17 protein-coding genes, 1 tRNA gene and 1 pseudogene are annotated in these 20150 nt (G+C 74.1%); 13 read left to right on the forward strand and 6 right to left on the reverse strand.

The genetic code is table 11. The features are described from left to right. Positions 1-332 precede the first annotated feature (332 nt). Both ACFY4B_RS22365 and ACFY4B_RS22370 read left to right on the forward strand, forming a co-directional pair. Entirely contained in the window at positions 333-596 is a 264-nt protein-coding gene (locus ACFY4B_RS22365) for a hypothetical protein (protein WP_375874623.1), read from the forward strand. Between the two features lie 33 nt (positions 597-629). Then, a tRNA-Met gene (locus ACFY4B_RS22370) sits at positions 630-706 on the forward strand. A gap of 587 nt (positions 707-1293) precedes the next feature. Here the strand turns inward: ACFY4B_RS22370 and ACFY4B_RS22375 are convergent. Beyond that, positions 1294-1731: a hypothetical protein gene (locus ACFY4B_RS22375; protein ID WP_387970170.1), complete on the reverse strand. Its 438-nt coding sequence runs from the start codon at positions 1729-1731 to the stop codon at positions 1294-1296. A 791-nt stretch (positions 1732-2522) separates the two neighbouring features. Between ACFY4B_RS22375 and ACFY4B_RS22380 the strand changes: the two genes are divergently transcribed. The 3 genes from ACFY4B_RS22380 (at position 2523) to ACFY4B_RS22390 (ending at position 5200) form a co-directional block, all read left to right on the forward strand. After that, positions 2523-3152 (forward strand): hypothetical protein, encoded by a 630-nt coding sequence (locus tag ACFY4B_RS22380; RefSeq protein WP_387970173.1) that lies wholly within the window; start codon positions 2523-2525, stop codon positions 3150-3152. Positions 3153-3470: 318 nt separating this feature from the next. Beyond that, positions 3471-4745 (forward strand): hypothetical protein, encoded by a 1275-nt coding sequence (locus ACFY4B_RS22385; RefSeq protein ID WP_387970176.1) that lies wholly within the window; start codon positions 3471-3473, stop codon positions 4743-4745. Between the two features lie 311 nt (positions 4746-5056). After that, positions 5057-5200 carry a hypothetical protein gene (locus ACFY4B_RS22390; RefSeq protein WP_387970179.1) on the forward strand — a complete coding sequence of 48 codons (144 nt, stop codon included), beginning with the start codon at positions 5057-5059 and terminating at the stop codon, positions 5198-5200. 132 nt (positions 5201-5332) lie between these two features. Here ACFY4B_RS22390 and ACFY4B_RS22395 read toward each other — a convergent pair whose 3' ends face one another. The 3 genes from ACFY4B_RS22395 to ACFY4B_RS22405 all read right to left on the reverse strand — a co-directional run bounded on the left by ACFY4B_RS22395 (position 5333) and on the right by ACFY4B_RS22405 (position 7845). Further along, entirely contained in the window at positions 5333-6121 is a 789-nt protein-coding gene (locus tag ACFY4B_RS22395) for a TIGR04222 domain-containing membrane protein (protein WP_387970182.1), read from the reverse strand. Positions 6122-6874: 753 nt separating this feature from the next. Beyond that, complete coding sequence (locus ACFY4B_RS22400) at positions 6875-7294, reverse strand: RidA family protein (protein ID WP_387970185.1); 420 nt, start codon at positions 7292-7294, stop codon at positions 6875-6877. 44 nt (positions 7295-7338) lie between these two features. Then, a complete protein-coding gene (locus ACFY4B_RS22405) occupies positions 7339-7845 on the reverse strand; it encodes a cupin domain-containing protein (RefSeq protein ID WP_387970188.1) in 507 nt (168 codons plus the stop codon). Between the two features lie 85 nt (positions 7846-7930). On the opposite strand from ACFY4B_RS22405, the gene ACFY4B_RS22410 reads away from it, so the two are divergent. From ACFY4B_RS22410 to ACFY4B_RS22445, 8 genes are all read left to right on the forward strand, one after another. Next, on the forward strand, positions 7931-8434 hold the full coding sequence (locus ACFY4B_RS22410) for a MarR family winged helix-turn-helix transcriptional regulator (protein WP_387970191.1): 504 nt from the start codon (positions 7931-7933) through the stop codon (positions 8432-8434). Positions 8435-8865: 431 nt separating this feature from the next. Beyond that, the gene (locus ACFY4B_RS22415; protein ID WP_387970194.1) at positions 8866-11586 is read left to right on the forward strand and encodes a BTAD domain-containing putative transcriptional regulator; all 2721 of its coding nucleotides are present in this window, start codon (positions 8866-8868) and stop codon (positions 11584-11586) included. A 127-nt stretch (positions 11587-11713) separates the two neighbouring features. Beyond that, complete coding sequence (locus tag ACFY4B_RS22420; protein ID WP_387970197.1) at positions 11714-12409, forward strand: DUF4232 domain-containing protein; 696 nt, start codon at positions 11714-11716, stop codon at positions 12407-12409. A gap of 180 nt (positions 12410-12589) precedes the next feature. Then, positions 12590-13327: a helix-turn-helix domain-containing protein gene (locus ACFY4B_RS22425; protein ID WP_117486169.1), complete on the forward strand. Its 738-nt coding sequence runs from the start codon at positions 12590-12592 to the stop codon at positions 13325-13327. A gap of 69 nt (positions 13328-13396) precedes the next feature. Beyond that, positions 13397-14842 carry a CoA transferase gene (locus ACFY4B_RS22430; RefSeq protein ID WP_387970200.1) on the forward strand — a complete coding sequence of 482 codons (1446 nt, stop codon included), beginning with the start codon at positions 13397-13399 and terminating at the stop codon, positions 14840-14842. A gap of 162 nt (positions 14843-15004) precedes the next feature. Next, the gene (locus ACFY4B_RS22435; RefSeq protein ID WP_387970203.1) at positions 15005-16198 is read left to right on the forward strand and encodes a CaiB/BaiF CoA transferase family protein; all 1194 of its coding nucleotides are present in this window, start codon (positions 15005-15007) and stop codon (positions 16196-16198) included. Positions 16199-16283: 85 nt separating this feature from the next. Continuing rightward, positions 16284-17429 (forward strand): acyl-CoA dehydrogenase family protein, encoded by a 1146-nt coding sequence (locus ACFY4B_RS22440; protein ID WP_387970206.1) that lies wholly within the window; start codon positions 16284-16286, stop codon positions 17427-17429. Continuing rightward, on the forward strand, positions 17429-18496 hold the full coding sequence (locus ACFY4B_RS22445; protein WP_387970209.1) for an acyl-CoA dehydrogenase family protein: 1068 nt from the start codon (positions 17429-17431) through the stop codon (positions 18494-18496). The genes ACFY4B_RS22440 and ACFY4B_RS22445 overlap by 1 nt, the downstream gene beginning before the upstream one ends. Before the next feature lie 49 nt (positions 18497-18545). Here ACFY4B_RS22445 and ACFY4B_RS22450 read toward each other — a convergent pair. After that, a pseudogene (locus ACFY4B_RS22450) lies at positions 18546-18674 on the reverse strand (glycosyltransferase); the annotation flags it as partial. A gap of 153 nt (positions 18675-18827) precedes the next feature. After that, complete coding sequence (locus tag ACFY4B_RS22455) at positions 18828-20126, reverse strand: glycosyltransferase 87 family protein (RefSeq protein ID WP_387970212.1); 1299 nt, start codon at positions 20124-20126, stop codon at positions 18828-18830. Between the last annotated feature and the right edge of the window lie 24 nt (positions 20127-20150).

Genomic DNA, 20150 nt, shown 5'->3' on the forward strand with positions numbered 1-20150 from the left:
ACGGGTGGGGTCCGTTCTCCCAGACGGTCGCCGGTGACTTCCGGGGCACCGGCCGCGCCGACCTCATCGCCCGCGACGACACCTACGGCGTCCTCGACGAATGGACGAACACGGGCGGAGCCTCCTTCTCCCACGCCCTCCGGCTCACCGACGGCTGGTGACCGGCCGGTCGGCCCCGTCCAACTCCTCCGACTCGTCCTGCCCGGCCAATGCGCTTGCACGGGACCACCGTTCGCAGCGGCGGCCCACCGGGCGGGGCGGCTCGCCGACGGCGAGGAGGGCGGCCACCACCGCACCGACCCCGGCGCGGCGGTGGCCGCCCTACGCCCGACGTGGAACGGGTCGCCTCCCAGAGAAAGGCCCTGGCGGACCTCCAGAGCAAGGCGGGACGCGTCCTGTCCGGAGAGAACGCCGACCGCCTGGCCTCCGCCGTACAGCACCTGGTCGCCGTGCTGACCGCCGCCGGCATCGACTGGCGGCCGCCCGAGCCCCCGGCTGGCGAGAGCAAGAACCTGGCCACGGCGGCCCTCAAGCCGAACGAGATCGGCGCGGTCCTCGCGCTGTTCGCCGGTGCCCGGGCCGAACCGAGTTGGTGATCGCCGACTGGTGCCGTACAGTCGGGACCACGACGCGGGGTGGAGCAGCTCGGTAGCTCGCTGGGCTCATAACCCAGAGGTCGCAGGTTCAAATCCTGTCCCCGCTACCACGAATGCCGAAGGGGCGGACACAGTCATGTGTCCGCCCCTTCGGCGTTCCTCGACCTCTGCTGAGGGCGCCGGTTCTTCGGTTCGCCAGCACGCCGGTCGACCTGTTGATCGGGGGATTCCAGCCGGTTCCGGACGTGGCGCCGGAGATTACCGATGGCGAGCCGCCGAGCCGCTCGGCCAGGTCGGTCGGCGAGTGATTGCCCCGGCCGAGCTCGTCGTTCCGGTAGGTGTCGCGGGCGATCGTTCCCAGGTCGACAATGGCCCACGTCGCCAGTACCCGGTAGCCCTCCCGCACCCGGAACTGGGCTTCGATCGCCCGGATTCCCGAGCGTGCGGCTGGCGGCGAACGGGGTTCCGGCGGCGTCGGGAGGCGCCGTGAGCGGGCGGTTGCGCTGGACGCTGCCGCCGCGACCGGGGAGGAAGCGGCGGCCGGCTCCCGTGCTCGGGCTGCGCGACATCGGCCGGTTCGCCGTGGCGGGTTGCGGGTACCGGTTGACCTGCTGCGGCTGGAAGAGTGCCCTCCCGCCGAGGGGCGGTGGCGAGGTGTGCCCCGGGCGGGCCGGGGCACACCTGCGGGAGTCCGGTGTCAGCAGGCCACCACGGTGGAGACGGTGGCGGTCGAGGCGGGCCAGCCGGGCTGGTTCACCGAGAAGGTGCTGCTGACGGTGGCGCCGCACGGGGCGCTGGAGAAGACGCTGCCGACCTGGTTCGAGCCGGCCTGGACGAGGACGGTCGGGTTGACGGGGGCGAGGGGGGCGCCGCCGACGACCGTGCCGGAGACGGCGAAGCCGACGGACTGGGGCTGCCAGGACGGGTCACCGGCCGTGGCCACCCCGTAGAAGCGGACCTGGTTGCCGGTCACCTCGACGCAGGCCCGGGTCAGCAGCGGACCGGGCGCGCCAGGGGTGCCGCAGGTCACGACCGCGCCGACCGGCCCGGCCGGTGCGGCGGCGGCCCCCTGGACGGTGGCCAGGGTGGTCAGGGTCGCGGCGGCGGCAACGACGGCGATGACGGTGGTCTTCATGGGTGTCTCTCCTCGGGGCAGGGATAGGAGGATGGGCGGAATGTGAAATGTCACATTCCGCTGGTGCCAGCATGGCAGTCCCCCGCACCCCGGGGTGCGGCATCCGGGAAGAAGGCGACCTTTCGCGGGTATCGGCCACCGAATGACCGGAATGGCCTGTCGGTGATCGCGCAAACCCCTGGCCCGCCCCTCCCGGGAGGCCGAACCCCCGACCGGGAAAACAGAGTTCGGCGCCGACGGGTGCGGGGCACGTAGCCCTCTCGCACCCGCACTGCACCGCGGCCGGAGCGGTCGCCGGCGACGGCGGTAGCTGACGTCGCGGCGGTCGCCGCCAGTGTTCAACTCATCTGCCTGGGAGGGGACTTGCCGACCGAGCCAGGCATCGCCTTGCGAGGTCGCCGCGTACAAGTCCGCCAGCCGCCCGGTGCCCGGCCGGCTCGCGGCCAGCGCTGACCCCACCCCGTACGACGGCTGACTGCGCGGGTACATGGCCGCGGTGGGCGTCGCCCGCGGTAGCGGCGGGGGAGTGGTGGTGGTGTGAGAGTCCCGCTGGATCGGCGCCGCCCCCACGGCCTGCCCGTCGTCCGGGAGCCGCCTGTCCAGACCGATGCCTGGGCATCGCGCTGCACCCGGTCCGGGCGACGGTGGCATGAGGGACCAGCGGTCGGACGGTGCCGGCCGTGTTCCCCCGGGATTTGTGAAGGCCGGGGCGCCGTCGAGGGCGGCGTGGCAGGATCGGCGGCACAGTCACGTTGAGGGAGGGTTTTGTGGCTCTGAGTCACGATGAGTGGGTGCTGCTGGAGGCCGTCGCTGCCGAGAGTTCGGGCTGGCTGGCCGGGGAGCTGCCTCTACAGCGCCGGATCGCGGAGCACGGGACCGTGCGCCGGCTCGTCGGAGCGAAGGTGTGCGAGTTCGCGAGTCCCGAACTGCTCGATGGTCTCGCCGTCGGCGAAGCCCGCCCGGCGTGGGCAGTTCGCGTAACCGGCCTGGGGCAGGACCTGCTGCGCTACCGGGCCCTGCGGGACCGTCCAGCCGAGCAGCCCGTCGTACCGGTGGACGACTGCGTGCCGGACACCACGATCAGCGTGCGTGCCTTCGACATGCCCCTTCTCCACGCCGTCCGCGAGGAGGCGAAGGCCGGCCTCCTCCCCGGGGTCGACGCCGACCTGCTGGGCGCGGCGATCGCCAGGGCGCGGACCGTAGAGGGCTCCAGTCGGCGCAGCGTGGACGTCACCGAGGCAGAGCTCGCCGTGATCCTGAAGGTGTTCTATCTGGAGTCCCTGCGGGGCGGCGGTGCCGCCGGCTACCGGCACGTCCTGCGCTCGTCGCCTCTGGCGAACGCCTTGAGGCCCGATCCGTACCGCCCGGAGGCGACCGTTGTGCGGCCTCGCGCCGCTGATTCCGCCGCGCTGGCCCGCTAGAGCCGGGCGGGCTTCTCCGTGATGCCGATGCCGGTGGCGACCCGGGGGAGGACGACCTCGGCCTGGTGGTCGCCGACGTAGGCCGGGACGGTGGCCGCCGCGTTCCGGACGGGTGCGCCCAGGTCCTCTCCCAGGCCCTTCGCGGTACCCGCGGATGCCCGCGGGTCCGCTGGTCGGACCGGCGGGCACGGGTGGAATTCAAACAGAATGCCGGACCCTGTTGACCGTGGGGCTGATGTTATTCGAGGCTTTTATTCGCCGATTCTAAACATTCGCACCGGTGTTTAAATTTCCGGTTCCTGTTCCTATTCTCCGGATATGGCGAACGGAGTTTTCCACACCGCGTACGGCATCGAGATCAACCTGACCATGCCCGACCTCGGCCATCCGGGTCGGTCCGGCCTGCTGGAGGAGGTCACCACCCCGATCGACCGGCGCGAGCGCGAGCTCCTGGAGTGCCTGGAGCACCACCGTGACGACGCCTGCCAGGCCGAGGAGGACGGCCGGTCCCCGTGGATGACGATCCGCCGCCGGACGGTCGGCGGCCGCACCGTCTGGGTGGCCGCCCACCTGCCGGTGCGCCACACCCCCACCCCGGAGGAGAGCGCGAAGCACCAGGCGATGAAGGAGCGGATCGCCCGGGCAGCCGAACGCCACGGCCACCGGGCCGAGATCGAAGCCCGCGCGACCGACGGCCGGATCCGCACCGACGTCCTCGTCACCGGCGACGACGGCCGGCGGATCGGATGGGAGGCCCAGTACTCGCCGATCACCGCCGACACCGTCCGCCGCCGCTCCCGCGCCGCCGCCGAGCACGGGATCGTCCCGCTGTGGGTGACCGACACCGACCGCTCCGCCGTCGTCGAGCGGGCACCCTGGGCCCGGGTCGACGACTTCAGCTGGAAGGAGATCGCCTCCCCGCTCGCCATGGTGGTGCGCGCCGGGGTGCGGCACCTGCAGCAGTGGAAGTGCCTGCCGAGCAGCGTGCGGCCCTGCCCGGTCAACGGCAGCTCCTGCGGGCGCTTCCACGCCGAGTGGTTCCTGCCCGCGCTGTGCCTGCCCGCGAAGGCGCCCACCGAGGTCGACCAGCTCGTCGTCGCCAGCGCGGACGGCGAGTTCGTTCCGATGCGCATCCCCGACCAGCGGGACCCGCGCTCCGTCTCCCGGATGTGGGTGCCCGCGGTCGATCGGGACCGCTGGCACGACATGTTCGGCCCCGACGAGGACGAGGACTCCCCGGCCGAACCCGGGGCCGGGGACGCCGGCATCACCTACACCCGCCAGGAACTCGACGCGACCTGCCGCTACGGCGAGGAGACCTTCACCTTCAACTACCCCCGGCCCCGGCGCGGGAACTCCGCGGGCACCGGCCTGCACACCTTCGACGAGGTCCCCGAACGGCTGTTCACGGTGCCCCGGCAGGACCGCCGGCTCGACGCCACCGAGACCCAGCGCCGCGAAGCCGCCCTCGCCCACGGCTGCGAGCCTTGGCAGATCGGCCCGTGCGCCAGCTGCGGGACACCGATCCGCCGCTACGGCGACACCGGCGTCCACGCCTGCGAGGCCTGCCGGGCGAGGACCGCCCGACGGTGAGCACCAGGACCAGCACGGCCGGCTTCCACAGGACCGCCCGGGGACTCCGGGGCACGCGGTGGGCGGGGCGAGGCCGTCCCTCCGCCACCCGCCGCCCGATACCACCAACCATGCAGCCGGCCACCGAGGAGGACTGGTGGCCACCCAACCCGACCACCAGGGCACTGGCGCGCTGACGTCGGCCACTTCGCACGAGCTGCGCACCGCGCTGTCCCGCTACGGACTGCCCGGCGACTGGGACCGGTTCGAGTAAGACCTGGCCGCCGCCCTCCGACGCCTCCCCGATCAGCGACCTCGCCGCCGTCGCCGAGGTGATCGCCACCTACCGCCATCGGCTGACTCTGCGCACCAGCCCCGCGGCGCTGGAGTCCCTCGTCGCGCCGATCGGCGGCCGGCAGCGGACCCCGCCATCGAGGCGTTCGCCCGTCCCCGCGCCGATCGGCGGCGACCGGTGACCGACCAGCCCGAACAGCAGCCGGCCCCGCTGCACGTCTTCCTCCCAGGCTGACCTCCGCGCGGGCGGGGCCATGGGGCGTCGTGGTCCGCCGTCGGGCGGCCCCGGCAGTGGTGGCCGGGGTCATCCGGCGTCAGAGGTCGCCGCCGTAGATCGCGGCGTCGCCGGCTCCCTCGTACGGGCCGTAGTCGCTGCCGGTGCGGGCGACGGTCTCCCGGGCCCCGCGCCCGCCGAGGAGCGCGGCCCGGGCGGCGAAGTCCGGCAGCAGCAGGCGCAGCGCCCGGCGTCCGTACAGTGCGGTCAGCAGTCCTGCCCCGTCAGGCTCCGATGGTGTGCCACCTGATGCCGCCGCCCCGTTCAGGGGGTGCCGGCGGCGCAGCTCGCGAAGCAGCCGGTGTCCGGCGAGGGTGCGGGCCGGAGCGCAGAGCAGCATGAGCGGGAGTACGGTCATGGGCAGTCCTGTCCACCAGGCGCCCCGGGCGGTGGCGAACGCGCCCGTGGCGCACGTGGCCGCAGCCAGCACGCTGGATGCGGCCAGCCGGGCCGGACCGCAGCGCAGGCCGCGGCGGACCAGGTCGGTGCGGGTCTCCTCGCGGGCCCGCCGTACGGGCGGGGTGGTCATGGCGTCGGCCCAGGACAGGTCCCGGCCGAACGCCGTCCGCGCTGCCCGGTGCAGTGGGGTTGTGTCCTGCGCGGAGTGGGCGTGCACCACCCGCCGCAGGCGGCCGCGTCGGTCGGTGTCGAGCACCCCCGCGAGGTGCAGCTCGACGACGACCACGACCAGTGCGGCCTTCGACCCCCCACGTACCCCCGCGATCGCCGCGGCTGTCAGGCCGTCAGCCCTCCCCCGAGCCGGGTGCCATCGCAGCAGCCCCGCCCCGAGGAGCGCGGCCACCGCGCACACCACACCTACCGATCCCATCAAGCCCCCTGAAGCACGGACCACCCGACGGCCCACCCCCGGCCACCGTTCCCGCAGGATGACAGAGCGGGAAGGCGACGCCAAGCGGTCGACCGACCCGACCGCCATGCCACCGGAGTGCGATGAGTGCGCGGACGGCGATCCCGTCGAGCGGGCCGACAGCCTTCGGCTATCCGTGGGCGAAGCGGACGCGTGGAAGTCCCAGGGATTGACGTCCTCGGTTCGGGCCACCCCCGCGCTCGTGGGGAGGGCATCCGCAACGACGCCCTCGACCCGGACTTGCGCAAGATCCGGCTCCGTGGCCCGGTCGCGTTCGTCACCAGGGGCATCGAAGCAGTGAGCATCGACGACCGGCAGAGGCGGCTGCGGCTGGCACACCATCAGGCGGTCACCAGGCTTCGCGGCAAGGGCTGGCCGCAGGCGCCCGGTCCCGGGCCACACAGACGGCGCCCCGAGGAATTCCTCACCGACACCCGCTACCCGCCCCGGCAGCCGGACCCGGCCGGGCTGCTGGTCCTGGTGGGCGGGGCCGAGGCCGTCCTCGTCGACGAGCCGGTCCGCGAGCTGACGGCACTGCTCCAGATCCTCGACACGGCCGCCACCGACGAGGGCCCGTTCCGGCGGGGGCTGTTGCTCGGCGGCGGCCCGGGCCGTGTGAGTGGCCCGGGCCGTGTGGGCGGTCCGTGTCGGTTCGAACGGTGGCGGTTCGGCGAGGGGTCCCACCGGCTGGTGGGACCCCTGTGCGTGGGTGGGTCAGTCGGTTGCCTCCGCTGTCGATCGGACGGCGACCGCGTCGATCTCGAAGAGCATCCCGGGCAGGGCGAGCGAGGCGACTCCGCTGAGTGTCTGTGCGGGCAGTCGGTCGCCCCAGGCGCCGGCGAGGGCTTTGCCGAGGACGGCGAGCTTCTGCGGGTCGTGGTCGACGATGTACGAGCCGAGCCGGACCACGTGCTCGAAGCCGAGGCCGACTCCGGCGAGCGCGGTGCGCAGGTTGGCGAGGGCGAGTTCCACCTGGGCGGCGAAGTCGCCGGGCGCGACCCGGCCGCCGGCGTCGGAGGCGTACTGGCCGCCGATGAACACCGGTTCGCCGGGTGCGGAGGCGGCGTGGCTGTAGCCGAACGGCGTCGGGTCGTGCAGGTCGGGCGGGTTGGTGATGGTGCGGGTGTCGGTCACGGGGGTCTTCTCCTGGTGTCGGGCCGGGCTCGGTGCCGGGCGGTCTACGGCTGGGACCGGGCGGATTCCTCCCGGGCGTCGCGCCAGCTCGGCGACTCCAGGAAGTGGTTGTCGAAGAGGTCCTGCTTGGCGAGCAGTTCCTCGACCGTCGCCTCGCCCGCGCGGATCCGCTCCAGGAGGCGGAAGTAGTCGAAGCGTTCCACGCCGGGGGTGATCACTATCAGTAGGTCCGCCCCGGAGTCCGGCGCGGCCGCGAAGGCGTGCGGCAGGTGGGGCGGTACCACCACGAGGTCGCCGCCGCGGGCGGTGACCACGTCGTTCCCGACGAGCACCTGGGCCGAGCCGTCGACGACGAAGAACAGCTCCGAGGAGCCCCCGTGGTAGTGCGGGGTGGCGCCGTCCTTGCCGCGCCCCAGCGTGACGCGCAGGGTGCTCAGGGCGCCGCCGGTGGCGCTGGAGTCCGCCAGCAGCCGCCCCTGGCCGCCGAGCATCGAGACGGTCTCGGCTTCGTCGCCCCGCACGACCACGGCTTCCGGTCCGATCAACGTCATTGGTCTCTCCCCACGGTGAGCACTCCGATAGTTCCTCGGCTGATAGTACTACGTCTAACTATCTCCCATCGAATAACATGCCTCCATGGATCACGTGGACGTCATGCTCGACCAGTGGGGCCGGGAGCGCCCGGACCTCGACCTGGCGGCGGTCGGCACCGTCGGCCGCCTCGGCCGCTTCGCGCTGCTCGCCGGCCGGGTCGTCGAAGAGGTGTTCAAGCAACACGGCCTCCAGCGCGGCGAGTTCGACGTTCTCGCCACCCTGCGCCGCTCCGGCGCGCCGTACGAACTGATGCCCTCCGAACTCGCCGCGCTGCTGCTGATGTCGCGGGCCGGCATGACCAGCCGGATCGACCGGCTGGAATCGGCGGGCCTGGTGGAACGCCGCACCGACCCGGCGGACCGGCGCAGCGTCCGCATCGCCCTCACCGCGGCCGGACGCGCCCTCGTGGACGCCGCCTTCACCGACCACGCCGCCAACGAGACCGCGCTGCTCTCCGCCCTCTCGGGCGAGGAACGGGCCACCCTGGACGGGCTCCTGCGCAAACTGCTCGCCGACGTCGAGGGCACGGAGGCCCAGGCACCCTGACAGCCCCGCCCGACGCCCCCACCCGAGGTCCAGCCACCCGAGGTCCAGCCACCCGCGACCGCTCCGGAACGCCGTCGGCCGCCCCTCGCGCCGAGCACCCGCAGCCGGACCGGGGTGAACAGGCTCGCGCAGAACGGGAAGAGCGAGCGGCGCGCGGTGCCGGTCGGCCGGCTGACCGCCCAGACGCACCGGCCACCACTCGGCTGTGGTCCTGGTGCGACGAAGACGGCGACGAAACCCATTGGGCGCGCCACCTGGCCCGGTGCGTCAACGCCACCGTCCTCCGGCCCGCCCTCACCGCGGAGGCGTGCTCCCTCGTCCCATCGCCTCCGCCGCCGACCGGCCCGGCGTGGTCGGTGACGGAGCAGCGCGGTATCCGTGAAGTTCGACGTCCCGATTCCCAGTAGCCATCGGACGATAGGGTTCCGTCCATGGAGTTCCAGGTCCTCGGCCCCGTGTCGGTCAGCGGGAGCGACGGGCCGTTGCCGCTCGGGCCCGCCAAGCGGCGTAGCCTGCTCGCGATGCTGTTGCTGCGGGCCAATGTCGCGGTCTCGGTCGACACGCTCACCGAGGCGCTGTGGGACGACGAACCTCCCCTGCACGCGCGCACTGTGATCCAGGGCCATGTCTCGCGCCTGCGGGCACTGTTGGCGGGCGTCGACGCATCGGCGTACGGCGTCGAGCTGAGCACGCGCGGCTCCGCGTACCACCTGGAACTGCCGGAGACGCTGGTCGACGCCCACCGCTTCGACGGCCTGGTGGCGCTCGCCCGCCGTGCCACCGACCCCGGTGACCGGGCCGCGCTGCTCACCGAGGCGCTCGCCCTGTGGCAGGGCCCCGCGCTGGCCGGCGCCTACCCGTCGCCGCTGCTGCGCTCCGCCGCGCACACCTTGGACGAGGCGCGGCTCGCCGCGGTCGAGCTGCTCGCCGACACGTACGTCGCGGGCGGCGAACACGAGCGCGCTGTCCAGCTGTTGCGGCCGGAGACCGGGGCCCATCCGCTGCGTGAGCCGCTGGCCGCCCGACTGGTCGAGGCGCTGCACCACGCGGGGCGTTCCTCGGAGGCCCTGGACGCCTACCACCGCGCCCGCCAGGTCCTCGCCGACCAGCTCGGCGCCCGTCCGGGCGCCGAGCTGACCGCCGCCTTCACCGTCGCTCTCGGCCCCGAAAGCGCCCCCGCGGTCCGGGTCGAGACGCCCCAACCCGTCCTGGAGTCGGTGCAGTTCCGGCCCAACCTGCTGCCCCGTACCCCGCGCGGATTCCACGGCCGCACCGTCGAGAGCGCCGCGCTGACCGCGGCCGCGGCCGGACCTGACGGGCCGGTCGTCGTGGTCACCGGGCCCGCCGGGGTCGGCAAGACCGCGCTGGCCGTGCGCTGGGCGGCCGACCGGCACTCCGACTTCCCCGATGGGACGCTCTACGCCGATCTGCGCGGGTTCAGCGACACCTCGGACCCCGAACCGGCCGAGCTGCTGCGGGAGTTCCTCGTCGCTCTCGGCGTTCCACCGCGCCGGATGCCCGAGTCGGCGGACGCCGCCGGTGCCCTGTTCCGTTCGCTCACCGCCGAACTGCGCCTGCTCGTCGTCCTCGACAACGCCCGTACCTCCGCCCAGGTGCGTCCGCTGCTGCCCACGGGACCCGGCTGCGTCACCGTCGTCACCAGCCGTGCCCGCCTCGCCGGTCTCGTCGCCTCCGACGCCGCCCGCGTCCTCGCCCTCGACGTCCTCGCCACCGACGACAGCGTGGCCCTGCTCACCCGTCTCCTCGGCGAGCACCGCACCGCCGCCGATCCTCAAGCGGCCCGCCGTACAGCCGAGTTGTGCGGCGGTCTGCCGCTCGCGCTGCGGGTCGCCGCCGCTCGGCTCGTGGAACTCCCCGCCCTCGGCCTCGCCTCCTTCGCCGACCGGCTCGCCGACGAGCGCCAGCGGCTCGAGCTGCTCGCCGCCGAGGACATCGGCGTCGCCTCCGCGTTGCGGCTCACCACCGCCCACCTCCCCGCCGACGCGGCGCAGCAGTTCACCGCGCTCGGCCATCACCCGGGCACGCACGTCGACCGGTTCAGCGCCGCCGCGCTCGCCGGCACGACCCCGCCGGACGCGGCCCGCGCCCTCGACCGCCTGGTCGCCGCGCACCTGGTCACCGAGACCGCCCCCGGCCGCTACGTCCTGCACGATCTGGTCCGGCTCTACGCGCGCGGCCAGAGCCGCGACCCGGCCGCCCGTGCCGCGGCCCGGCTGCGCCTGTACGACCACTGCGTGGCGACCGCGTTGTCCGCGTCCGAGGCCGCGGAACCCGGCGGGGAGCCCGCCTTCGTGCAGCCCGATGACTTTCAACAGCCTCCCGCAGTACGGGACTTCACCAGCCGGGAGAAGGCGCTCGACTGGTTCGCCGCCGAACGCGACGACCTCGCCCTGATCGCCGCCGCGGCCCGCGCCGAGGACCGGCCCGAGCGGGCCTGGCGGATCGCGGTGACCCAGTGGCCGCTCGTCGTCTGGCGGGTCCTCGCCGACTGGGCGCCCACCCTGGAGGCCGCCCTCGCCGACGCCCGCTCCTGCGCCGACCCCTATGCGGAGGCCCGCGTCCTGACCCTGCTCGGCTGGGTGCTCGCCGAGGAGGGCCGCACCGCCGAGGCCGTCCGGCACCTGCGCGTCGCACCCGAACTCGCGGCCTGCGCAGGCGACGTACTCGGCGAGGCCACCGCCCTGGTCAACCTCGCCGCGGCCCTCCCCGACGACGAACCCGGCGCCGCCGAAACGGCCTGCACCCGAGCCCTCGCGCTCGCCACCGAGGCCGACGACGCGCACACCCGGATGCTCGCGCTCCAGCACCTGGCCCGCATCCACCTCGGCGCGGGCCGCCACCGGCAGGCGTACGAGGCGGCCGAGGTGGCGCTCGGCCTCGGCCCGGAGCACGAGGCGGTCGCCCGGCGGGTGCTCCTGCGCACCTGGCAGGGCGAGGCGCTGGCCGGGCTCGGCGACACCGTGGCCGGGCGGCGCTGCCTAACGCAGGCCGCGCTCGAGGCCGAGCGGACCGGCTACGACGCGGGCGCCGTCACCGCGCTCGATGCCCTGCTGCACATCGCCGACCAGGACGCACTGCCCGAACTGCGGCGCCGGCACGCGGCGGCACACGCCAGGATCCGGGCGCGTTAGCCAGGCGTTAGTACCGCCGCCGCGCTCGTTAGTGATCTGCCAGCGCGCCGCAACACCCTCGTTCCTGCAAGGGGAAGCGACCTCGTACAGGATCGCGACCCACGAACGAGAATCGGGGGAACCAGCCATGCGCACCACCACCCGTCCCACCCTGCTCGCCGTCGGCGCCGTCGCCGCGCTCGCCCTGTCCCTGACCGCCTGCAACGACGTCAGCGGCACGCAGGACAGTGGCGCCGCCGGCACCAGCGCGTCAGCCGCCGCCCCGTCGGGTTCCGCCTCGGCGTCGGCGCCGGCTGCGGCCTCGGCGCCGTCCGGGGGCAAGACGAGCACGAGCGGTGGAGGCAAGACGTCCTCCGGCACCGGCGGGGGCGGCGTCACCGCGGCCTGCACGACCAAGAACACCTCGGTGGCGTTCCTCCAGTCCTCGGGCCACGCCAGTGACGCGCAGCCCGCCGCCGCGACCCTCAAGATCACCAACAGCTCGGGCGCCCCCTGCACCATCGTCGGCCCGACGACCGTGGTCGCCGCCGACGACCAGGGCAAGGCGAGCCCGGTCTCGGGGGACAACTCCACGGCCGGCTCGGCAGCGGTCGACATCCCGGCGGGCGCCGCGGTGGTGGCGGACGTGCTGTACAACGACGTGAACGGCGAGGGCACCGCGTCGGCCCGTTACACGTGCGCGGTGCAGGCGTCCCACGTCAAGGTCGCGCTGCCCAAGGACGCGGGCACCACGGTGAACGTCATGAAGGCGAACGGCTCGCCGGGCGGCGTCTTCAGCGTCTGCGGCACCGAATTCAAGGTCGGGGCCTTCGCGGCACGGTAGCGCCTGGCGCGGCCCCGTCCGTCCGCACGATCCTCGGCATGACGGCGTGGATCAGGCGCCGGTGTAGGCAGGTGCAGGTGCCAGGCCGGGGCCGGCCTGCTCGTCGGGTGGCGGGGGAGAACCGGCGGGCCGTGCCGGCGTGATCGGCCGGCGACGTACGACAGGGACAGGGCGGGCGGGATGAGCGAGCACGGCCGACGACGGCCGCACCGCACGGTGGACCGGGTCGTGTGGATCCTGGAGGCCGCCGCGCGGGCGCCGGGCGGGGTGACCGTGGCCGAGTTGGCGCGGGCGGCCGGGGCACCGGCGAGTTCGGTGCAGGACCTGGTCAACGGACTCGTCGCGACGGGGTTCCTGCTGGAACAGCGCCGGCGCTTCCGGCTCGGGCCCGCCCCGCACGTCCTCAACCTCATCGCCGGCCGGGTCGTCCCGCGGATCGGCCAGGCCGAGCTCAACGAACTGAGCCGCGTCGCGGGTACCCCGGTGCTGCTCACGGTGCGGGTCGGGCTCGACGCCGTGCACCTGGCGCGCGGCGGCGAGGACGAGATCCCCCGCCTCCTGCCGCTGGCCGACGAGCACATGGCCCGGCCGCTCCTGCGCACCGCCGCGGGCCGTCTGCTGCTGGCCCTCACCGACGAGGCGGAGCGCCGCGGGCTGCTCGACGAGCTCGCCCGCCACGACCCCGAGGCGGTCGCCGAGTTCCGCCGCGCTCTTCCGGGGATCCGGGCGTCGCGGATCAGCCGCAGCGAGGGTCTGGCCGATCCCGAGGTCAGCGCGCTCGCGATCCCCGTCACCGACGGCCCCGTCGTCACGGGCGCCCTCGTCCTGACGCACCGGCGTCGTGGCCGCTCGGAGCGGCTGAGTCTGGACCGGGCGGCGGCCCGGCTCCTCGCGCACATCCAGGAGGGGCGGACGTGACGTCCGCACCGGTTCACGGATATCCGTGAACGCGGGCGCTCGTGCCGTGTCGGGAACGAGCATCCCGGCATGACTTCGAACACGCTGACCACGGCCGGGCCGACGCCTCCGCCGTCCACCGCCGAGATCGTCCTCCGGCTGCTGCACACGCTCGGCGACCCCGATCCGGCCCGGGGGGCCGAGGACGTCACCGTCGTCGGGGCGGGTCCCCTGGTGCCCTCGGTGCACCGCCTCGCCGATGCCATGTCCGCCGCGATCGGTGTCTTCGGGCGGCAGACGGCGGCGGTCGGCGAACAGCGCGGCCACCCGCACCAGAGGGTCGAGGTGCAGGCCGGGGCCGCGATCGACCAGCTCATGGCGACGTACCACACGACGCTCTCGGGACGCCCGCTCCTCTCCCTCCTCGACGATCCGACACTGCTCGGCAACAGCGACTTCTACCGGGCGCGCGACGGCCGGTGGATCTTCATCATCACCACCTATCCGCATCTGCGGGACGCGGTCCACTCCGTGCTGAGGTGCGGGCTCGACAAGGTGGGGATCGCGCAGGCCGTGGCCGGCTGGGACGCCTTCACGCTGGAGGAGGCCGTCTGCGCGCGGGGCGGCGTCGCCTGCGCGGTGCGCAGCCGGGACGAGTGGCTCGCGCACCCCGCGGGGCGGTACGTCGCGCAGCGCCCGGTCGTCGAGATCGAACGTGTCGGTGACGGACCGGTCCGGCCGCTGGAGCCGATCGGCGCGGCCGACGAGGCGCTCGCGGGCGTACGGGTGCTCGATCTCACCCATGTCATCGCGGGTCCCGTCGCGGCGCGGCTGCTCGCCCAGTTCGGCGCCGACGTGCTGCACCTGTCGCGTCCCGACCGCCCCGACCCGATCCCGATGATCGCGATGACCGGCGGCGGCAAGCGCAACGCCTACTGCGACCTGCGCGACGATCACGACCGTGCGGCCTTCCACGACGCGCTCCAGGACGCGGACGTCTTCGTCCACGCCTACCGGGGACTTGCCCGGCACGGGGCGTCGACCGAGGAACTCGTCCGGCGCCGCCCCGGACTCATCACCCTCGAGTACCACGCCTGGGGCGCCGACGGTCCGTGGGGCGAGCGCGGCGGATTCGACCAACTCGCCTGCTCGGCCACCGGATTCGCCGTCGAGGAGTGGACCGACCGGCCGTCGCTGCCGCCGACGTACCTGCTCAACGACTACCTCGCCGCCTACCTCGGGGCTGCCGCCGTCGCAACGGTCCTGCGCCGACGTGCGGCGGAGGGCGGCTCGTGGCGGATCCGCGTGACCCTGGCCGGGGTGTGCCACTGGGTGCGGGAACTCGGTCTGCTCGCGCGGGAGGACGTACTCGGCCTGCCCCGGCCCGGGCGCGCGCCGCTCGCCGCGCTGTCGACCACGGAGACGGACTTCGGCCCGCTCACCGAACCGGCGACACCGTTCGCGTACAGCGGGCGCACGGTCCCCCAGCCCGGCCGGCGGACCCCGCTCGGGTCCGCTGCTCTCCAGTGGCGCTAAGCCACTTCTACGCGACCAGCCCTGGCAACCGAAACCGCCGCCCCGTGCCGACCGATGCAGCGAGTCCTTTCGCATCCGCCTCGTCGGCAGCACGGGTCCGCGGCCGCCCGTACCGCACCACCGTTCACCCACCCCACCCGACACCCCAGGAGGCACAGCCCGATGTCCGAGCAGCCGAGCGGCCCGTCCGGCCGGGGACTCCTCGCCGGAGTCCGCGTCATCGAACTGGCCAGCGTGATCATGGCTCCGTACGCCGCCCAGCAACTCGGCGACCTGGGCGCCGACGTGATCAAGGTCGAGCCGCCCACCGGTGACATGACGCGCCACTACCCGCCCCAGCGCCACCTCGGCATGGGCGGCGCGGCACTCAACCTGAACCGCAACAAGCGCAGCGCCGCCATCGACCTCAAGGCCCCGCACGGCCGCGACGCCCTGCTCGCCCTGCTGCGCACCGCCGACGTCCTCATCACCAACCTGCGCCCGCAGGCCCTGGCGAAGCTCCGCCTCGGCTACCACGACGTCGCGGCCGTCAACCCCGGCCTGATCTACGCCAACGCCCAGGGCTTCCGCAGCGACAGCCGCTACGGCACCCGCGCCGCGTACGACGACATCATCCAGGCGGCCAGCGGCCTGGTCTGGCTCAACCACCAGGTCTCCGGCCAACCCCACTACGTTCCCACCGTGCTGGCCGACAAGATCTGCGGCATGCAGATCGCCCAGTCGGTCCTGGCCGCGCTGCACCACCGGGAGCACGGCGGCACCGGACAGCACATCGAGGTCCCGATGGCCGACACCATGCTCGCCTTCAACCTGGTCGAGCACCTGGGCGCGGCCGCCCTGGAGACCGACGGGGCGTTCGGCTCGCCGCGCTCGCTCAGCCCCCGGCGCCGCGCCCTGCGCACCGCCGACGGTTGGATGTGCATCCTGCCGCAGAGCGACCGCAACTGGCGGGACTTCACCGCCTTCGTGGGCCGCCCCGAACTGGCCGCCGACCCGCGCTTCGCCACCGGCCCCGACCGGGCCCGCAACGCCGACGCGTTCTATCCCTTGCTCGCCGGACTGACAGGACACCACACCAGTGCCCAGTGGCAGGAGTTCTGCGACCGGGCGGGCATCGCGGCCGCCCCCGTGCTCGACCTGGCCTCCGCCGCCACCACCGCCTACGCCCGCGAGGGCGGCCTGCTGCGCGAGGCCGACCACCCCACCGAGGGCCGCTACCGGGTCATCGGCCTCCCGGTCCGCTACTCGGCCTACCCGGAGCCGGAGCTGCGGCCCTGCCCGGCCATCGGCCAGCACACCGAGGAGGTCCTCCGCGAAGCCGGCTTCGACCCTTCCCTGCTGCACCCCACAGGCTGACCGAACTCCCGTACCAAGAAGAAGCCAACCGCTCGTTCACCAGCCCAGGAGCGAATGAACCATGTCGCCTTCAACGCCGTCACCGATGGCATTCCCCGACGTCGTCCTACCCGAATCGGCCCGCCGGCTCCGTACCGAGGTCCGCGCCTTTCTCGACGAGGAGCGCGCCTGCGGCACCGTACTCGGCCGCCCCGACTCCTGGCTGGCCGGCTGGGACCCCGACTTCAGCCGCCGCCTCGCGGAGCGCGGCTGGGTCGGCATGGCCCTGCCCGTCGAGTACGGCGGCGCCGGCCGCGGCTTCCTGGAGCGCTACGTGGTGATCGAGGAACTGCTCGCCGCCGGCGCCCCGGTCAGCGCCCACTGGGTCTCCGACCGGCAGGCCGGCCCGTCCGTCCTCCAGCACGGCACCGAGGAGCAGCGCCGCTTCCTCCTGCCCCGGATCGCCGCCGGGCAGTGCTTCTTCTCCATCGGCATGAGTGAGAAGAGCAGCGGCTCCGATCTCGCCTCGGTCGCCACCCGTGCCGAACGGACCTCCGACGGCTGGCGGTTGACCGGTACCAAGATGTGGACCGGCGGCGCTCACGTCAACGACTACGCCATCGTCCTCGCCCGCACCGATGAGGCCGAGGACAGGCACGCCGGCCTCAGCCAGTTCATCGTCGACCTGCGCGCCCCGGGCGTGCGGGTCGAGCCGATCCGGCTGATGAGCGGCGAGCACCGCTTCAACGCCCTCCACCTCGAAGGCGTCGACGTCCCCGACGGCATGCTGCTCGGGCAGCGGGGCGACGGCTGGAAGCAGGTCACCGGCGAACTCGCCTTCGAACGCAGCGGCCCCGAACGCTACCTGTCCACCTTCCCCCTGCTGGTCTCCCTGCTCCGCGAACTGGAGCGGCGCCCCGCGACATCCGAACAGCTCACCCAGGTCGGCATTCTGGCGGCGCGTCTGCACGGCATCCGCCGACTGTCCCTCGGCGTGGCCGCCGCCCTGGACACCGGAGCCTCGCCCGACACCCAGGCCGCCCTGGTCAAGGACCTCGGCACCCGCCTGGAGGGCACCCTGGTCGACACCGTCCGCAGCGTCCTGCCGACCACCGCCGACCCGCACGCCACCCCCGGTAGCCACCCGGAACTGCTCGCCTTCGCCCTGCTGCACAGCCCCGGCTACACGCTGCGCGGCGGCACCAACGAGATCCTTCGCGGCATCATCACTCGCGGTCTGGAGCAGCACTGATGAACACCCACACGATCGACACCAGCACCCCCGTCATCTCCGCCGACGCCTACGACACCGCCGCCTTCCACGCCGACGCGGACTCCATCGCCGCCGTCACCAACACGACCGCCCCGGACGCCGTGGCCCTCCCCGCCCCGGACGCCCCGACCGCCGAACTCCTCGCCGCCGCCCAGGAGGCAGGACGCCGCGCCGTCCCCGCCCCTCTCGCCGAGACCGCCCTGGTCGCCCGCCCGCTGCTGCGCCGGGTCGGCCTCCCCGTCCCCGACGGCCCGCTCAGCTACGCCATCGCGCCCGAGCTGACGATCCGCTACGCCCGTCCGGCCGCCTCCCCCGTCGGCTCGGCCGGCTGCCTGGGCGACGACGACACCCTGCTGGTCACCGGCACCCTGCGTCGCGTCCCCTGGGCCCGCACCGCCACCGCCGTCACCGTCCTGGCCGCCGCCCCCTCCGGACCTGTCCTGTTCACCCTCGCCCCCGACCGGGCCGTCCTCACCCCCGGCGGCAACCTCGCCGAGGAACCCCGCGACGACCTGCACCTCGCCGCTCTCGAGATCCCCGCCTCGCAGGTCCGCCGGATCTCCCCGGAACTGCTCGACGAGGCCCGGCTCCGCGCAGCCCTGGCCCGGGCCGCCCTGATCGCCGGAGCCGCCGAACGCTGCGTGGAACTGACGGTCGCCCACACCACCGCCCGCACCCAGTTCGGCCGTCCGCTCAGCCGCTTCCAGGCCGTCAAGCAGGAGGAGGCACGGCTCATCGAGGAGGCCGCCCTGGTACGCGCCGCCGTCCAAGCCGCCGCCACCCCCCTGGACACCGGCGGGGTGGCCGCCCACTTCGCCGTCGCCGCCGCCAAGACCCAGGCATCCGTCTCGGCCGCCGAGATCGCCCGCATCGCCCACCAACTCCACGGCGCCATAGGCATCACCCGGCTCAACCCGCTCCACCTCGTCACCACCCGCCTGTGGTCCTGGCGTGACGAGGACGGCGACGAAACCACCTGGGCGCCCGCCCTGGCCCGGTCCGTCACCGCCGCCACCCTCTGGCCCACCCTCACCGCCACGCCCTGACCCCTCGCCCCGCGCCTGTCGTCATTCGCGGTGCTCGACAGGGTGGAGTGCCGCCCACGACTCGTCCCGTCTCCCCGTCGAGCACGGCGTCCGGGGCGCCGCCGGAGTTGCCGACCAGCACCGGCAGGCCGGCCGCCGCCGCTTCCAGGAACACGATGCCGAGCCCCTCCACGGGGAGGGCGTTGTCGAAGGCGGCGGCGCCCGGGGTGGAGGACGTGTAGACGACGACGCCGTCCGGGGCGAAGCGTTCCGTCATCGCGTGGACGAAGGTCTCGATCCCTCCCTGTCGGGGCGGGAAGTCGTTGGTGACCACGAGTGTGCGCGGCACGGTTCAGGCCCGGCGGCCCAGTCGCCGGAGCAGGGCGTGGGTCCAGCGCAGTCGGCGTCGGGGGGCGTGACGGCCGGTGGGGTGTTGCCGGGGGACGGCGACGGTGCGCATGCGGTCTCCTGAATCGAGGGAATCCGGGCAGAGCCGGACCCAGCCGACCAGGACGAACGGCACCACGAAGTAGCCGAAGCGGGTGGCCGGGGCCAGACAGATGGCGAGGGCCAGCCCGAGGGCCAGCCGGTCGGAAGCGGCGACGACGGTCCGGGGCGGGTGGGTCAGGAGCGAGGTGCCCACCGCGGCCGCGGCCAGCGCCAGGAGGGCGAGGGCGAGCGCGCGGCCCCCGGGCACATGGGCTGCCAGGAGATGACCGGGCAGCGGGCTGTCCGCGGGGGAGGCGGTGACGCCGGCGCCGGTGGGGAACAGCACCGTGTGCTCCAGGAGGGCATTCGGGGTCGCCAGTACGGACGGGATCACCACGGTCCCGGCGACGGCGACGGTGACGGCGAGGGCCCGCAGCGCCGCGCTCCGTCCCCGGACCGTCGCGAGCAGGACGAGCGCGACCGGAACGAGCGGCCAGGCCGTCCACTTCAAGGAGGCCGCCGCGCCCAGCGCCAGTCCGGTGCCGCCGGGCCGCCCGGTCCCGGCCAGCGCCAGCGCCAGGCACATCAGCGCGCTCACCGGCAGGTCCACCCCTCCGACGGCCAGTGGGAGGGCGACGGCGGGGAAAGCGACGAGCGCCGCCAGCCCCACGCTTCCTCGACGCCCCGCGGTGATGCGGGCCGAGACGGCGATCACCGCGAGGAAGGACAGCGTGAACCACCAGCGCGCGTCGCCGGCGACCACGTCGCCCAGCAGCGCGTGTGGCAGGCCGAAGACCGCCATGCCGGGAAGGTAGGGGTTGTAGTCCGCGAGGGCGGCGGGCCGCTCGAGGTACGGAACGCCCGTCGACAGCAGTCGCTCACCCGAGCGCTGGACGACGTCGAGCTCCAGTTGCCCCTGGCCGCGCAGGACCAGCAGGACCAGCGGGACCAGGACCGACCCGGCCGCGGCCACCCGGACCGCCCGGCGCCGCCACACCCCCTGCCCGAGTCCGCTGAGCAGTGCGGCCGCCAGGTACCCCCCGGCCGCGGTCGCGCCCCACACCCGGTGAGGGCTGAGGGTCGATGCCAGGCCCAGTCCTCCGGCGAAGAGCGCGCACAGCGTCCAGGCGACGACGGGCGGCAGCCGGTGTGCCCACCAGGCACCGGGCTCGGACGCGGTGGTGGAAACGGTGCGGTGCGTCAGCAGACGTGGTGCGCTCAACCGGCCCAGCCTCCTTGGTCGGGA

It is taken from the genome of Kitasatospora sp. NPDC001261, assembly GCF_042896795.1.
In the GTDB taxonomy this organism is placed as follows: domain Bacteria; phylum Actinomycetota; class Actinomycetes; order Streptomycetales; family Streptomycetaceae; genus Kitasatospora.

Coding starts and splice junctions, on each gene's coding strand:
- ACFY4B_RS22375 (WP_387970170.1), bottom strand. CDS start 1,731: ATGAAGACCACCGTCATCGCCGTCGTTGCCGCCGCCGCGACCCTGACC.
- ACFY4B_RS22385 (WP_387970176.1), top strand. CDS start 3,471: ATGGCGAACGGAGTTTTCCACACCGCGTACGGCATCGAGATCAACCTG.
- ACFY4B_RS22395 (WP_387970182.1), bottom strand. CDS start 6,121: ATGGGATCGGTAGGTGTGGTGTGCGCGGTGGCCGCGCTCCTCGGGGCG.
- ACFY4B_RS22405 (WP_387970188.1), bottom strand. CDS start 7,845: ATGACGTTGATCGGACCGGAAGCCGTGGTCGTGCGGGGCGACGAAGCC.
- ACFY4B_RS22410 (WP_387970191.1), top strand. CDS start 7,931: ATGGATCACGTGGACGTCATGCTCGACCAGTGGGGCCGGGAGCGCCCG.
- ACFY4B_RS22415 (WP_387970194.1), top strand. CDS start 8,866: ATGGAGTTCCAGGTCCTCGGCCCCGTGTCGGTCAGCGGGAGCGACGGG.
- ACFY4B_RS22420 (WP_387970197.1), top strand. CDS start 11,714: ATGCGCACCACCACCCGTCCCACCCTGCTCGCCGTCGGCGCCGTCGCC.
- ACFY4B_RS22425 (WP_117486169.1), top strand. CDS start 12,590: ATGAGCGAGCACGGCCGACGACGGCCGCACCGCACGGTGGACCGGGTC.
- ACFY4B_RS22430 (WP_387970200.1), top strand. CDS start 13,397: ATGACTTCGAACACGCTGACCACGGCCGGGCCGACGCCTCCGCCGTCC.
- ACFY4B_RS22435 (WP_387970203.1), top strand. CDS start 15,005: ATGTCCGAGCAGCCGAGCGGCCCGTCCGGCCGGGGACTCCTCGCCGGA.
- ACFY4B_RS22440 (WP_387970206.1), top strand. CDS start 16,284: ATGGCATTCCCCGACGTCGTCCTACCCGAATCGGCCCGCCGGCTCCGT.
- ACFY4B_RS22445 (WP_387970209.1), top strand. CDS start 17,429: ATGAACACCCACACGATCGACACCAGCACCCCCGTCATCTCCGCCGAC.